The sequence below is a fragment of the Citrobacter sp. NCU1 genome (assembly GCF_010231475.1).
Lineage (GTDB): Bacteria > Pseudomonadota > Gammaproteobacteria > Enterobacterales > Enterobacteriaceae > Citrobacter_D.
The window spans coordinates 40809-54915 of sequence record NZ_NRDO01000007.1 but is presented as its reverse complement, the minus strand read 5'-3'; the positions used below and the strand labels follow the sequence as shown (position 1 = coordinate 54915).

The window sequence follows — 14107 nt, the reverse complement described above, 5'->3', positions numbered from 1 at the left end:
CAGCAGCATCTCCGCTGAAGAAAGAATGCAGAGTATCGATTAGCAACAACGCGCGCCGCCTTTTCCGCCATAGCGCGCGTCCTGCCGCTCACGGAAAAACTCTTCATAAGTCATCGGCGTTTGATCCGGATGCGTGATGCGCATGTGCTCAACATAGTTGTCGTAGTCCGGCACGCCAATCATCAACTTTGCCGCCTGGCCTAAGTATTTTCCGGCTTTTGAGAGCGTATCAAACATAGCGGTTACCTGTCATGCAAACGCCCTCTCCCACCAGGAGAGGGCTTAATAATTGAAGATTAGTGCGCGCCTTTCGCCTGCGCCACAATCTCTTCCACATTTTCCGGCATCGACTCATACGGTGTCTCTTTCGCCGTCGGTTTGTCTACCTTCAGGGCAGCCAGCGCTGTCTTGATGGAGAACAACGCCAGTACCACGACCACTACCATGAAGAAGACGGTCAGACCGGCATCCAGACGGTTGTTAAACACCAGCTGTGACAACTGCGACTCGGTGTACTGCGCCGGGATCTTGCCACTGTCGATCATCGCCTGGAATTTATTGGCGATAGCCAGGAAACCCACTTTGTTGTCCGGGCTAAACGCTTTTTGCCAGCCCGCGGTGAGCGTACAAATCAACAGCCAGGACGTAGGTACGAGCGCAACCCATGCGTAACGCTGACGTTTCATCTTGAACAGGACCACTGCGCAAAGCATCAGCGCCATTCCCGCCAGCATCTGGTTGGCAATACCGAACAGCGGCCACAGAGTGTTAATACCGCCCAGAGGATCAACCACCCCCTGGTGCAGGAAGTAGCCCCAGGCCAGTACGCAGAGCGCTGTCGCCAACAGGTTGGCAGGCAGTGAATCGGTGCGTTTCAGCCCCGGAGAAACCACGCCCAGCAGATCCTGCAACATAAAGCGTGCTGCGCGAGTCCCTGCATCCACCGCCGTCAGAATGAACAGCGCTTCAAACAGGATCGCGAAGTGATACCAGAACGCGACATCCATCATTCCGCCGAGCGCGCCGTGCAGAATGTAAGCCATCCCCACCGCCAACGTCGGTGCGCCGCCTGCGCGCGAAATAATGGATTGTTCACCCACCTCATTCGCGATTTGATGCAGCGTGTCAGGCGTGATCGCAAATCCCCAACTGCTCACCACCTGCGCCGCAGAAGCCACCACATCGGTGGTACCGGCTGGCGCGAGGACGGCCATTGGACTGTTCATGGCAAAGTACACACCTGGATCGATAATACAGGCGGAAACCAGCGCCATAATGGCGACGAAGGATTCCATCAGCATACCGCCGTAACCAATAAAACAGGCCTGGCCTTCATTCGCCAGCATCTTCGGCGTGGTGCCGGAAGAGATCAGCGCGTGGAATCCGGACACCGCGCCACAGGCAATAGTGATAAACAGGAACGGGAACAGGTTGCCCGTCCACACCGGACCCGTACCGTCAACAAACTTGGTCAGCGCAGGCATCGTCAGCGTGGGTCGCATAATCAGAATGCCCACCGCCAGCCCCACAATGGTGCCAATTTTCAGGAAGGTAGAGAGGTAGTCGCGCGGTGCCAGCAGCAGCCATACAGGCAGGACTGCCGCGACAAAACCGTACCCCACCAGCATCCAGGTCAGCTGTACGCCAGTGAAATCAAAGTAGGGCGCCCAGGTCGGACTTTCGGCCACCCATCCCCCGGAAATGATGGCAAAGACCAGGAATACCAGACCGATAACAGACACTTCGCCAATGCGGCCGGGGCGCAGATAGCGCAGGTACACCCCCATGAAGATCGCCAGCGGGATGGTAAACGCCACGGTGTAAGTTCCCCACGGACTGTGGGTCAGGGCTTTGACGACAATCATCGCCAGCACCGCCAGAATAATCACCATGATCATAAAACAGGCCACCAGCGCAATAACGCCTGCTGTGGGGCCCATTTCCTCTTTGACCAACTCTCCCAACGAACGACCGTCGCGGCGAGTCGACACAAAGAGCACCATGAAATCCTGTACCGCACCGGCTAACACCACGCCAGCCAGCAGCCAGATCATACCGGGCAGATAGCCCATTTGCGCCGCCAGCACCGGTCCCACCAGCGGACCCGCGCCAGCGATTGCGGCAAAATGGTGACCGAACAGCACTTTTTTGTCGGTAGGGACATAATCCAGACCGTCGTTATGACGTACGGCAGGCGTCATACGCGTCGGGTCAACCGCCAGCACATTCTTGGCGATATACAGACCATAGAAACGGTAGGCAATGAGATAGACACAGACCGACGCCACCACAATCCACAGCGCGTTGATCTGTTCACCACGGTTTAACGCAATATATCCCAGGGCAAATGCTCCCATAACAGAGAGCACTGCCCAGATGAGGTATTTCCCTGATTTATTCATGGTTGTTGTCCGTTTGCGTGTTCCAGAGAGATGTTACATTTTGTTTCTATAACATTTTTGCCGGTTTTAACAACATGACAACTTCATAAACCAGAGATATCACTGATTATTTACATTGCATTGTTAACTGGATCACTCCATTCACCTGTTAACCCTGCAATATCATTTTATTTTGCAGACATTACCCCAAAACGGCAGTTCCTAAACGGCAAGTGCAACAGCGTCGTCCTTGTTCATCAAAAACCGCTATTTCCCAACTCTGATTTTGCCGTCCGAGATGCAGCGGCTGGCACACCGCGCGTACTTTCCCCTGTGACACCGCCCGGTGATGCGTAGCATTCAGTTCGGTGCCGACAACGCACTGCCCGTCGCGGGTCATCAGGTATCCCGCCATTGAGCCTAACGTCTCCGCCAGCGCCGCTGATGCCCCGCCATGCAGTAAACCAAACGGCTGATGCGTCCGGGCATCAACGGGCATTTCGGCTTCCAGCCTGGCGTCTGCCAGTTGGGTATACACAATGCCAAGATGCGCCACCATTGTGTTCTGACTGGTCGCGTTCAGTTCGTCGAGCGTTAAATGTCGTTTCCAGATCATCGTTATGCTCCCAGCGTTGAGCCGCCATCCACCACAATATCCTGCAGCGTAATGTGGCTCGCCAGATCGGAAGCCAGAAACAGAATGGTATTGGCGACCTCTTGCGGACGCGCGATTTTCCCCAATGGAATACCGAGTTTAAACTGCCCGGCAAAACCGCGGATACGCTGCTGTTCGGCATCATCACTGACCCACAACGTGCGTTGCATATCGGTGTCCGTTGAACCCGGTGACACGAGATTACACCGCACGCCGCTGGCGGCCAGTTCCAGCCCGACGGTCAGCGCCAGGCTTTTCAACGCCGCTTTCGATGCGCCATAGGCGCTCATGCCAATACGCGGCGTATGTGCGGCATCAGAGGCCACGGTGACAATTGCCCCTCCCTGCTGGCGACGAAACTGCGCCATCGTCTGCTGGAAGAGATTAAACGCGCCGCCCACGTTGACGGCAAAGGTCTGCTGCCATTCATCAGCGCTGAGTTCATCCGTAGCGCCCATGCGCAAAATTCCTGCCGCGTTAACCAGCACATCCAGACGTTCGGTATTTTGCAGCAGGCGCTGGCACACCTGCGCCACCTGTTCACTCTGTGCAATATCCATCACTTCCGTTGCAAACGGATAGTCGTCGCGCGTAAATTCACGATCGAATCCTGTGACACGCGCGCCAGCGTCGACAAACGCCCGCGCCGTCGCGTAGCCGATGCCTTTTCCGGCACCGGTCACCCAGACAGTTTTGCCCTGAAAATCAACGCCAGCCATCATTTCACCTCGCGGGAGAGCAGCGTCCACCAGGCGTCAATCGTCGGGTTCTTCGCTAACAGAACAAAATCGATGTCGCTGTGTACCTTACGCCAGCGCGCCGCCAGCGCCATCATGCGTACTGAATCCAGACCGTAGTCGATCAGATTTTCATCATCCATCGGCTCGTCAGACTCATCCAGTAACGGCAGGATTGCCGTTCGCAGCGCCTCTTTGCTGGCTGGTACCGGCGTGGGCAACAGTTCTTGCGTCATGACCACGCGGCCGGTACGCCCCGCCACGTAGTTCAGCGACATTAAATGTTCGTCACGACTAAAGTCGGCCAGCGCATCCGCCACCATAAACGGCTTAATATCACGCATGAAGGCATCCGTTGCGGTGGTCATACAACCAATGTGCGCATACACCCCGGTAATGATCAGCTGGTTGCGGCCAGTTTCTTTCAGCATGTGTTCCAGCGGAGAACGGTGGAATGCGCTATAACGCCATTTCACCAGCACGTTATCAGCTTCATCCGGTGCCAGAGGCCCGACAATTTTTTGTTGCTCGGGAGAACGCGTCAGCCCCGGTCCCCACATATCGTTCAGCAACGCCCTGTCTTCATCACTTTGCTCTTTAGGCTGAGCGGTGTAATAGACCGGAATATGGTGCGCTTTGCAGTACTGACGCAGCGCGGCGATATTGGCGATTACCTGCTCCATCATCGGGCAATTATCGCCCCAAAAGCTGACGAAATAGTCCTGCATATCATGGATAAGCAGCGCAGCACGCTCCGGTTCAAAGTCCCAGTTCACTTTGCTGGAGGGGATCTCAAGTGCGGTAGGCAGCGCGTAAGCCTGCAGTTTAGGAATAGCCATGTTATTTTCTCCTTCAGGCAGATGCCCGTGACGCCAGCCACTGACGTAATTGTTTTTTATCGACTTTACCGACCGGGGTCAGAGGCAGAGCCTCAACACATTCCACACGGTCCGGTAATTTGAATTCCGCAACCCCCTGTTCACGCAGGAAACGTCGTACCTGTACCGCGCGCAGCGGCGATTTCACCACCAGATACGCGCAGCTTTTCTCCCCCATCAGTTCATCGTCCATGCTGACCAACGCCGCGTGGATCACGAGAGGGTGACGCAATAACAGGTTTTCGATCTCTTCGGCGGCGATCTTCTCTCCACCACGGTTGATCTGATCTTTTTCCCGCCCCTGCACCGTGATGTATCCGGCTTCGTCGATCGAGATAAGATCGCCTGAGCAGTAAAAACCGTCGGCATCGAATGCGTTAGCGTTATGTTCAGGGCTTTTGAAATACCCGCGAAAGGTGTACGGCCCACGCGTCATCAGGCGGCCGGTTTCCCCTTGTGGCAACGGTTTACCCTCGGCATCCGCCACCCAGACTTCATCATCCGGACACATTGGGCGCCCTTGGGTATGGATAATGCGCTGCGGGCTGTCGTCCAGACGGGTGTAGTTCACCAGGCCTTCGGCCATCCCAAACACCTGTTGCAACTGGCAGCCAATTTCGGCCGGAATGCGCGCAGCCAGCGTGGCAGAAAGCCGCGCGCCCCCCACTTGCAGCAGTTTTAGCGACGCCAGTTGCGCGTTGCTCCCCCACTCGCCAATGGCCTGAAGCCACAGGCTGACGGCCGGAGGCACCAGCGCCGTTGAATTGATCTGATGTTTTTCAATGAGCGGGAAGCACAGCGTGGCGCTCGGATCGGCGGCCAGCACCACCGTTCCCCCCGCGAGGAACACGCCCAGCGAGCCCGGAGAACTCATGGCATAGTTATGTGCCGCCGGAATTGCGCACAAGTAACGTGTCTCTTCGCTGAAATGGCAGATTTCGTTACTACGGCGCACGCTGTAGTAATAGTCGTTATGGGTTCGCGGGATCAGCTTCGGCGTACCGGTTGTGCCGCCGGAAAGCTGAAAGTACGCTACTTCATCGGCCGGCGACGGCGTCGCAATAAAATCTACGGCGGGCTGAGTCATCGCCGTACGCAGATTGTGTTCGCCCTCGTCATTAAGCAATTGCACAACGCGAACAGACGTGTGTTCGGCAATAAACGTATTCAGGAAATCGTCTTCGCCGAACAACGCATGCTGGCGATCGGCAATCAGCAACGCCGGTTCGATTTGCTTTGCGTACGCATTAAGTTCGGTTCGTTGATGGCTAAATAGCGCCAGAACCGGGGCCACGCCTATCTTCAACAGGGCAAAAAAGGTGATGTATAACTCGGCCACATTGCCCAGTTGTACCAGCGCCGTTTCGCCCGCGTGAATCCCCTGACGACGCAGACGACAGGCCAGATTCTCCGAAGCTTGATGGAGTTGGCGGTAGCTCAGGTGACGCTCGCCCTCAATCACCGCCGTTTTATCGCTCTGCGCATGTCGGGTCAGAATGTCTGTTAAGGGCAGATCCTGCCAGTAGCCTTTTTCACGGTAGCGACGGGCAAATTCATCTGGCCACCGGGTAAACGGAATGCTCATCATCGCTCCTTAATGCAGTCCGAAAACATTCAACATGGTGGACAGTTTTGCGCCCGTTTCACGCCACTCTGCGATCGGGGAAGAGGCAGGCACAATTCCCGCGCCAGCAAAAAAGCGCACCTGATTCTGGCGTAACGTCGCACAGCGGATCGTCACAACCCATTCGCCGTTACCTTCGTCATCACACCAGCCGACGATGCCGCCAAACAATTCACGGTCAAACGGTTCAAGTTCCGCGATCCACTTTTTCGCGACCTGATGCGGGAAACCGCTCAACGCCGGGGTCGGGTGCAACAGACACGCCAGCGTCAGGGCGTTCTCTTGTGCGTTCGCTTTGCCCTCAAACGGTGTGCCAAGATGCCACAGCGTAGGGGTGGTGATCAGTTGTGGGGAGGAGGGAAGCTGTAATTCACGGCTGCGATCGCGCAGCACCCTTTTCATCGCCTGAGTGACCAGGTCGTGTTCATGCCGGTCTTTTTCAGACGCCAGCAATCGATTCCCCGCCTCTCTGTCCAGCACATCGTCGGGCTGACGGCGAGCCGATCCGGCCAACGGCAGAGAACTGAAATGATCGCCCTCTTTACGCAGTAACAATTCCGGACTGGCGCCCAACAACACGCCACCGTCTTCCAGTGGCACATGGAAGTTGTAACTACCAGGATTTTGCGCCACCAGGCGTTCCAGCAAGGCTCCACTATCGATAGTGTCGTCGGTGGTGATATCAATCAGACGCGACAACACCACTTTGTCGACTTCCGGCGTTGCCGTCAGCGCTGCCGCTTTCGCCACCATCTCCTCAAAATCATCCTGCTCAGGAATCGTTTTACGCGCAACGACGTTCAACGACGGATATTCAGTGAAATAGCGTGATGATTGTTGCTTTGCCGGGCGAGAAAACGTCTGCCAGGACTCCGGTATAAACAGCGACGAAGGCTGGCGTGTATCAAAGGGAATCGCGCCTACCATCACCGGGTTTTTAATCCCCTGCGATTTGGCCCTGGCAAACAGCGCGTGTAGTTTTTGTTGAAACGGGCTGTTTGGGGAATCCCCATCCACAGCAGGTTCATCAAAGCGGGCGAAGCATCCGGACGTCGTAAAACTGCGATACGGCGACATAAAGAAAAAATGTTCGGGGGCAAGCGTTGCCATTTTCTGCTGTACATCCTCGGCCAGTGACGTATCCATATCATCCTCCAAAAACAATAAAGACTTTAATAATGATTATCATTTGTATTTTCGGTCGCTAACCTAAAAGCAAACAGACGGTATGTCAACTCTTGCGCTAACACATTGTGCGACTTTGACTTGCATCTCTCTCCACCAACAATGAAAATGAGAAGCATTAACTTCACTAATAACAGGAACTGATTTGTGAGATTACCTTTTCTGCCTGGCCTGATGATTGGGCTATTCGTTTTCGGATTATCCTCAGCCCACGCTGCTGACTGGCCGCGTCAGGTAACAGACAGTCGCGGAACACACACGCTGGAGCACAAACCCGAGCGTATTGTCTCTACCAGCGTCACACTGACCGGCTCGCTGCTGGCTATTGATGCCCCGGTGATTGCCAGCGGAGCCACCACGCCCAACAATCGCGTCGGTGACGCTCAGGGATTCCTGCGCCAATGGAGCGACGTCGCGAAAGCCCGTAAGCTAAACCGTCTGTACATCGGCGAACCCAGTGCTGAAGCGGTGGCCGCACAGATGCCTGACCTCATTCTGATAAGCGCCACCGGCGGTGACTCTGCGCTGGCGCTTTACGATCAGCTCTCTTCTATCGCACCAACGCTCATCATCAACTATGACGATAAAAGCTGGCAGTCATTGCTGACGCAGCTCGGCGAGATCACAGGGCAGGAAAAACAGGCAGCGGAACGCATCGCTGAATTTGATAAGCAGATGGCGGTGGTAAAACAGCAGATTAAACTGCCGCCACAGCCTGTCAGCGCACTGGTGTACACCGCCGCCGCGCACACCGCTAATTTATGGACGCCTGAATCTGCGCAGGGCAAGATGATGGAGCAACTCGGCTTCACGCTGGCGGCGCTGCCAACAAACATGCAGACCAGCACCAGCCAGGGTAAACGCCACGACATCGTCCAGCTTGGTGGTGAAAATCTGGCAGCCGGTCTGAACGGCGAGGCACTGTTCCTGTTTGCTGGCGACAGCAACGACGCCAATGCCATTTACGCCAACCCGTTGCTGGCGCACCTGCCTGCGGTGCAAAGCAAACGTGTTTACGCGCTGGGTACCGAAACGTTCCGCCTGGACTACTACAGTGCGACATTACTGTTGAACCGACTTGCCGCACTGTTTTAATTTATTTTGCCGGATGGCGGCGAATGCCTTATCAGGCCTACCTATCCCGTAGGCCTGATAAGCGAAGCGCCATCAGGCGCTTGCTGGCTGCTGGCGAAAACGCCGCAACTCGCTCAGCAACAGCAGCAGTAATAAACCCACAATCACCAATCCGAAGCCGCTTACGCTTGCCGTGGCAACCGGTGTCATCATCGCCCCCATACCGCCTAACAGCGCCGCGCCGATAGCATCCCCAGTGACGTTTTGCGCCGTCCACAGGCCGTTGATCCTGCCGAGCATTGATTCCGGCGTTTGCGTTTGTAGCATCGTGTATTGCAGTAACGAACTGATGGCACTGAGCCAGCCAAACAGCGCGAGGCAGATAACGCCCAGCGCCCAGACAGGCATCAGGCCAAACAAGCCAATCGCCAGGAAGGAACCTACCGTGGAGGCCAACATAATCAAACCGGGACGAACGCTGCGAGCCAGTTGTCCACTGGTCAGCGCGCCTACCGCAGCGCCAAGGGGAATGGCGGCATAGAGAAAACCAATTTGCGCCGCAGACATTTGCCAGTTCAGCGCCAACGCCGGATAAAGTACCCGCACCGCACTTGCCATCGTCAGCAAGCCGCCGAGTAACGCAATACCGCCAATAAGCGGACTGGCAAACAAAAAGCGGAACGCCGCCAGCAGCGATTTAAGCGGATGTTCACGCGGCTGAGGCGGCGGAGGCAACAGAGGCAGTCGCAATAACGGCAGCAATGTTATAAAAGTGCCTGCAGCCGCCAAACCATAGTTCCAGGCCACGCCCCCCGAGGCTAATAGCAGCCCGCCAAGCAGAGGAGAGATAACCGATCCCAGACGAACCGTCAGCATCGTAATCGCCCCCGCCTGCATCAGATTTTCGCGGCCAACCAGCGCGGGCGTTGCCGCCAACAGCGCGGTGACCCCCAGCGAAGCAAAAAAACCATCCCATAAACCAAGCAAATAAATCGCCAATAGCGACGGTTCCGGCAGCAGCGCGTTCAGACACAGGCCGATGAAACCTATCCCACAGGTACCGCGCGCCAGCAGGATCACTTTTTTGCGCTCATAGCGATCGGCCAATACGCCGCCCACCATCAGACCGACAAACATTGCGCTGCCGGTCAGCGTCACCGATAAACCGACCTGCCACGTTGAGTGGGTCATCATTTGGATCTGTACCGGAACCGCCACGCCGAGCAGACCCAGCGAAACGATGGAGATAAAACGGGCAAGGAAAACAGCACGGAATGCCGGGTGCGTCTTCAACAGGCTGAGATTCAACAGCCAGGATTGTCGATTCATTACAACGCCTTAATACGAGCTTTTTTAAATATCCATTCAGAGGCTGCACATGCTAACATAACCAAATAAGATCGATAACGATAATTACTATCATTATCAGGGAAGTTGATATGTCATGCTCTGTTTCCGTGACGCGCGCGATTGCCGTCCCCGGATTGTTGTTATTACTTGTTCTCGCTGCCGCATTAAGTCTGGCGATCGGCGCAAAATCACTGCCTGCCTCTGTCGTTCTGGATGCACTGTCCGGTCACTGTCAAAGCCCTGACTGTATTATCGTGCTGGATGCGCGACTGCCGCGTACGTTAGCCGGATTACTGGCCGGTGGCGCGCTGGGTCTTGCCGGTGCCTTAATGCAAACGCTTTCCCGCAACCCACTTGCCGATCCGGGCATTCTTGGCGTTAATGCCGGAGCAAGTTTTGCCATTGTTCTGGGTGCCGCACTTTTCGGCTATTCCTCCGCACAGGAACAGCTCTTCATGGCATTTGCCGGCGCCCTTGCGGCGTCGCTGATTGTGGCATTTACCGGCAGTCAGGGGGGCGGTCAATTAAGTCCTGTACGGCTGACGCTGGCAGGCGTTGCGCTCAGCGCAGTGCTGGAAGGACTTTCCAGTGGCATTGCTCTACTCAACCCGGAGGTGTATGACCAACTCCGCTTCTGGCAAGCGGGCTCGTTGGATATCCGCAGTTTACACACGTTGAAGGTGGTGCTGGTGCCGGTACTGATAGCAGGCATCGTCGCGTTATGCCTGAGCCGGTCGCTCAATAGCCTGAGTCTGGGCAGTGATACCGCCACGGCGCTCGGCAACAGAGTGGCGCGTACTCAGATTATCGGTTTGCTGGTGATTACCGTGTTATGCGGGAGCGCAACAGCGATGGTCGGCCCTATCGCGTTTATTGGTCTGATGATGCCGCACATGGCACGCTGGCTGGTGGGGGCGGATCACCGCTGGTCTTTGCCCGTCACACTGCTGGCAACCCCCGCCCTGTTGCTGTTTGCCGATATCATTGGTCGTGTGATTGTTCCTGGCGAATTACGCGTTTCGGTCGTCAGCGCGTTTATTGGCGCGCCGGTACTCATTTTCCTTGTCCGACGCAGACAACGCGGAGGCGCCGGCATATGAAATACGTTTCACGCCGACTGATCTTGTGCTGTCTGTGGCTGGTGTTCGGCGCGGTATGCATCAGTTTATGGAGCCTGCGCAGCGGTGCCGTCATACTGGATACTCCACAAGTCATCGCTGCGTTGTTGGGCGACGCTCCGCGCAGTATCACGTTGGTCGTCACCGAATGGCGTTTACCCCGCGTACTGATGGCACTGCTTATTGGCGCAGCGCTTGGCGTCAGCGGCGCAATTTTTCAATCGTTAATGCGTAACCCGCTGGGAAGCCCGGATGTGATGGGGTTCAACACCGGCGCCTGGAGCGGCGTGCTGGTCGCGATGATGCTGTTTGGTCAACATCTGACAGCGATTGCGCTGGCCGCAATGTTGGGGGGGATACTCACCTCACTGGTGGTCTGGGCGCTCGCCTGGCGTAACGGTATTGAGACCTTCAGGCTGATTATTATCGGCATCGGCGTACGCGCGATGCTGGTGGCATTTAATACCTGGCTGCTTCTGGAAGCGTCCTTAGAGACGGCGCTTACCGCCGGTTTATGGAATGCAGGTTCGCTCAACGGCCTGACCTGGGCGAAAACCTGGCCCTCTGCCCCGCTGATCCTCGCCATGCTGGTTTGCGCAGCGCTTCTGGTGCGGCGTATGCGTCTGCTGGAGATGGGAGATGACAGCGCCTGCGCGCTCGGCGTTAGCGTGGAGCGATCCCGCTTGCTGATGATGCTGGTGGCGGTGGTTCTGACCGCCGCCGCGACGGCTCTTGCAGGTCCTATCTCCTTTATCGCGCTGGTCGCGCCACATATTGCGCGTCGCCTCAGCGGCACCGCTCGCTGGGGATTAACCCAGTCAGCCCTGTGCGGCGCATTATTACTGCTGCTCGCCGATCAGGTTGCTCAACAACTGTTTATGCCTTATCAGCTACCGGTGGGCGTTGTTACCGTAAGTCTTGGCGGTATTTACCTTATCGTTTTGTTAATTCAGGAGTCCCGCAAAAAATGACCGAATCAGTAGCCCGTTTGCGTGGCGACCAGTTAACGCTGGGATACGGCAAATATACCGTGGCAGAAAATCTGAATGTCTCGATTCCCGACGGCCATTTCACCGCCATTATCGGCCCGAATGGGTGCGGAAAATCGACGCTGCTGCGTACGTTGAGTCGACTGATGTCCCCCGCCAAAGGACACGTCTGGTTGGATGGCGAACATATTCAGCACTACGCCAGTAAAGAAGTGGCCCGTCGTATTGGTTTGTTAGCGCAAAATGCCACCACGCCCGGCGACATCACCGTACAGGAGTTGGTCGCGCGTGGCCGCTATCCGCACCAACCCCTGTTTACCCGCTGGCGTAAAGAAGACGAAGAGGCGGTCGTGCGTGCCATGCGCGCCACGGGAGTCACAAACCTGGCGACACAAAGCGTGGACACGCTTTCCGGTGGGCAGCGCCAGCGTGCCTGGATAGCCATGGTGCTGGCGCAAGAGACGTCGATCATGCTACTTGATGAACCCACGACATGGCTGGATATCAGCCACCAGATTGATCTGCTGGAGCTGCTGAGTGAGCTGAATCGTGAGAAAGGTTATACCCTCGCCGCTGTCCTGCATGATTTGAATCAGGCCTGTCGGTATGCCACGCATCTGATTGCGCTGCGTGAAGGCAACATAGTGGCGCAAGGCGCGCCGAAGGCGATTGTGACGTCAGAATTGATTGAAGAAATCTATGGGCTGCGTTGCATGATCATTGAAGACCCGATCGCTGGAACGCCGTTAGTCGTCCCGCTAGGGCGTTCCAAAAACTAGTCTCCAAACGCCCTCATCGTGATGGCCGGAGGGCTTCCCCCTCCGGCAGACCATCAGGTCAACCGCTCTTCCATTGAGAGGGATTCTTCCATTTTTCGGGATATCAAAGCATGGCGCAGTAATACCCCACCGCACGCCACCATGCCACCCATTAACGCCGCCAGAATAACGATAATAGACTTGCCAGGACCGTCTTTCTTCACCGGCATTGAAGGTGTTAGTTGGTATTTAAAGGGAACGAATTGGACATCCTTGACGTTCATCGCAATCAGTTGCTCAAGGTGGTACTGGCGATTACGTAATTCCGCGTTAATTTCATCAATGTCCGTCACAGATTTTTCGATTTGCAGCTTACGTGCAATACCGTCAGCACCCAGTGAAATAGAGAAATCAGGGTCATCTTTTACTGCCTGACCGTTACTGTAGACCGGCTTTTTGATCCCGGCCGCATTGGCGATCTCCAGTGAATAATTGAGTCGCTGAATATTGGCCTCAAGTTGGTTTTTGAGCCTTACCCGATCCATCGCCAGTCGCTCTTTTTCAAAACTGGTTCTGATTTCCAGCGAGTGACGAATATTCTCAATAGACTCTTTCACGACGAGATCGGAAATAAACTGGATATATCCTGCAAGCACCGTCTGCGCTTCTTCTTTCGTTGGTGCGGTAAAACTCAAGGTCCACGACGTATATAACGACGTTTCATTTTTCTTACCCACATTACTGTCGACTGCTTTCATTTTTTCACTCAGCGCGACGATTGCCCGGTGCAAATCCAGCTCATCAATCCTGGCATCTTTCAGTTGATCCATAACGTAAGGTGATGACCGGAGATAGTCTTCGAGTAATGAAGGGGATTGAAACTTCTTGATAAAAAGGTTGAATACGCCGCCACGATCGACGCTCACATCTAAATCCAGCACTCGCAGTTTCGTCAGGGTTTTCTCAAGCCCCTGCCACTGAATAGGTTCAGGCGGGGTGACTATCGCCTCGCTGGTCCACTTTTGCGGCAGGAGAAATGAGATCAGTAACCCGATACATGCAAAAGCCACAACAACACTGACAATTTGTTTTTTCGCACGCCACAAAACATCAATCAGTCTTAATAAATCGATTTCATTACTGGTCGCTGGCGTACCTTGCCATGCAAGTAAATTCTGAATCTTTTTCTTGTTTAACATTAAGTGGTGACATGCTGTATAACCTGAGTACAAAACCTGATGAAAGAATCCTTCTTTGACAAGATTCTAACATCAACTCAGATTTATCCTAAACAAACTTTGTATAATTATCTTAATGAAACACTCCATTAGAAATATTACTACTCATTTAGTTATGTT

12 protein-coding genes and 1 pseudogene are annotated in these 14107 nt (G+C 55.0%); 4 read left to right on the top strand and 9 right to left on the bottom strand.

Going from position 1 to position 14107, the window contains the following annotated elements; all coding sequences use genetic code 11:
• Positions 1-39: 39 nt before the first annotated feature.
• From CJP72_RS03830 to entC, 7 genes are all read right to left on the bottom strand, one after another.
• A complete protein-coding gene (locus tag CJP72_RS03830; RefSeq protein ID WP_043001453.1) occupies positions 40-237 on the bottom strand; it encodes a YbdD/YjiX family protein in 198 nt (65 codons plus the stop codon).
• Between the two features lie 59 nt (positions 238-296).
• Positions 297-2402, bottom strand: coding sequence for a pyruvate/proton symporter CstA (gene cstA, locus CJP72_RS03825; RefSeq protein ID WP_162379576.1), 2106 nt, complete (start codon positions 2400-2402; stop codon positions 297-299).
• A 181-nt stretch (positions 2403-2583) separates the two neighbouring features.
• Positions 2584-2997, bottom strand: coding sequence for a proofreading thioesterase EntH (gene entH, locus CJP72_RS03820; RefSeq protein ID WP_162379575.1), 414 nt, complete (start codon positions 2995-2997; stop codon positions 2584-2586).
• 2 nt (positions 2998-2999) lie between these two features.
• Positions 3000-3755: a 2,3-dihydro-2,3-dihydroxybenzoate dehydrogenase EntA gene (entA, locus tag CJP72_RS03815; RefSeq protein WP_162379574.1), complete on the bottom strand. Its 756-nt coding sequence runs from the start codon at positions 3753-3755 to the stop codon at positions 3000-3002.
• A complete protein-coding gene (locus CJP72_RS03810; RefSeq protein ID WP_162379573.1) occupies positions 3755-4612 on the bottom strand; it encodes an isochorismatase family protein in 858 nt (285 codons plus the stop codon). The genes entA and CJP72_RS03810 overlap by 1 nt, the downstream gene beginning before the upstream one ends.
• 13 nt (positions 4613-4625) lie before the next feature.
• Complete coding sequence (gene entE, locus CJP72_RS03805; RefSeq protein WP_162379572.1) at positions 4626-6236, bottom strand: (2,3-dihydroxybenzoyl)adenylate synthase EntE; 1611 nt, start codon at positions 6234-6236, stop codon at positions 4626-4628.
• A 9-nt stretch (positions 6237-6245) separates the two neighbouring features.
• The gene (gene entC / locus CJP72_RS03800; protein ID WP_162379571.1) at positions 6246-7421 is read right to left on the bottom strand and encodes an isochorismate synthase EntC; all 1176 of its coding nucleotides are present in this window, start codon (positions 7419-7421) and stop codon (positions 6246-6248) included.
• A 213-nt stretch (positions 7422-7634) separates the two neighbouring features.
• Between entC and fepB the strand changes: the two genes are divergently transcribed.
• On the top strand, positions 7635-8555 hold the full coding sequence (gene fepB / locus CJP72_RS03795) for a Fe2+-enterobactin ABC transporter substrate-binding protein (protein WP_162379599.1): 921 nt from the start codon (positions 7635-7637) through the stop codon (positions 8553-8555).
• 72 nt (positions 8556-8627) lie between these two features.
• On the opposite strand, the gene entS is transcribed toward fepB, so the two are convergent.
• Entirely contained in the window at positions 8628-9863 is a 1236-nt protein-coding gene (gene entS / locus CJP72_RS03790) for an enterobactin transporter EntS (RefSeq protein WP_162379570.1), read from the bottom strand.
• Between the two features lie 110 nt (positions 9864-9973).
• Between entS and fepD the strand changes: the two genes are divergently transcribed.
• The 3 genes from fepD to fepC are packed head-to-tail and all read left to right on the top strand — an operon-like array spanning position 9974 to position 12770.
• A complete protein-coding gene (gene fepD / locus CJP72_RS03785) occupies positions 9974-10984 on the top strand; it encodes a Fe(3+)-siderophore ABC transporter permease (RefSeq protein ID WP_162379569.1) in 1011 nt (336 codons plus the stop codon).
• Positions 10981-11973, top strand: coding sequence for an iron-enterobactin ABC transporter permease (gene fepG / locus CJP72_RS03780; protein WP_162379568.1), 993 nt, complete (start codon positions 10981-10983; stop codon positions 11971-11973). The genes fepD and fepG overlap by 4 nt, the downstream gene beginning before the upstream one ends.
• On the top strand, positions 11970-12770 hold the full coding sequence (fepC, locus tag CJP72_RS03775) for an iron-enterobactin ABC transporter ATP-binding protein (RefSeq protein WP_162379567.1): 801 nt from the start codon (positions 11970-11972) through the stop codon (positions 12768-12770). Before fepG ends, fepC begins: the two co-directional genes overlap by 4 nt.
• A gap of 53 nt (positions 12771-12823) precedes the next feature.
• Here the strand turns inward: fepC and wzz(fepE) are convergent.
• Positions 12824-13961: pseudogene (wzz(fepE), locus tag CJP72_RS03770) on the bottom strand (LPS O-antigen length regulator Wzz(fepE)).
• Positions 13962-14107 lie beyond the last annotated feature (146 nt).

Bases quoted from the DNA above. Each gene is read 5' to 3' on its own strand.
- entC (WP_162379571.1), bottom strand. From the start codon at position 7,421: ATGGATACGTCACTGGCCGAGGATGTACAGCAGAAAATGGCAACGCTT.
- fepB (WP_162379599.1), top strand. From the start codon at position 7,635: ATGATTGGGCTATTCGTTTTCGGATTATCCTCAGCCCACGCTGCTGAC.
- fepC (WP_162379567.1), top strand. From the start codon at position 11,970: ATGACCGAATCAGTAGCCCGTTTGCGTGGCGACCAGTTAACGCTGGGA.
- fepD (WP_162379569.1), top strand. From the start codon at position 9,974: ATGTCATGCTCTGTTTCCGTGACGCGCGCGATTGCCGTCCCCGGATTG.
- CJP72_RS03810 (WP_162379573.1), bottom strand. From the start codon at position 4,612: ATGGCTATTCCTAAACTGCAGGCTTACGCGCTGCCTACCGCACTTGAG.
- entS (WP_162379570.1), bottom strand. From the start codon at position 9,863: ATGAATCGACAATCCTGGCTGTTGAATCTCAGCCTGTTGAAGACGCAC.
- cstA (WP_162379576.1), bottom strand. From the start codon at position 2,402: ATGAATAAATCAGGGAAATACCTCATCTGGGCAGTGCTCTCTGTTATG.
- entE (WP_162379572.1), bottom strand. From the start codon at position 6,236: ATGAGCATTCCGTTTACCCGGTGGCCAGATGAATTTGCCCGTCGCTAC.
- fepG (WP_162379568.1), top strand. From the start codon at position 10,981: ATGAAATACGTTTCACGCCGACTGATCTTGTGCTGTCTGTGGCTGGTG.
- entH (WP_162379575.1), bottom strand. From the start codon at position 2,997: ATGATCTGGAAACGACATTTAACGCTCGACGAACTGAACGCGACCAGT.
- entA (WP_162379574.1), bottom strand. From the start codon at position 3,755: ATGGCTGGCGTTGATTTTCAGGGCAAAACTGTCTGGGTGACCGGTGCC.
- CJP72_RS03830 (WP_043001453.1), bottom strand. From the start codon at position 237: ATGTTTGATACGCTCTCAAAAGCCGGAAAATACTTAGGCCAGGCGGCA.